The sequence below is a fragment of the Rothia sp. HMSC067H10 genome (assembly GCF_001810635.1).
GTDB lineage: Bacteria > Actinomycetota > Actinomycetes > Actinomycetales > Micrococcaceae > Rothia > Rothia dentocariosa.
In genome coordinates this window covers 1-220 of record NZ_KV802286.1, presented here as the reverse complement: position 1 = coordinate 220, position 220 = coordinate 1, and the positions used below count along the sequence as shown (strand labels likewise).

Here is a 220-nt window from a genome sequence, read left to right as displayed (position 1 = left end):
GCCTTTGTTTTCGGGGTTGTTGAAGATGTGGATGCGGGTGTCGGGGTTTTTCTTGTGGTAGTCGGTGATGATGTCGACGGAGTCATCGGGGGATCCGTCGATCATGATGAGCAGTTCAAAGTTGGGGTCTGTTTGGTTTCGGACGGATTGTATGGCGTTGATGACGGTGTTGGCGGTGTTGTAGACCGGCATGATGATGCTGGTACGAGGGGTACGCATA

1 protein-coding gene is annotated in these 220 nt (G+C 52.7%); it reads right to left on the bottom strand.

The window, feature by feature from the left end; genetic code table 11:
• Positions 1-220 (bottom strand): glycosyltransferase family 2 protein (locus HMPREF2756_RS10915; RefSeq protein WP_141747806.1); only part of this gene is annotated, 220 nt, incomplete at both ends.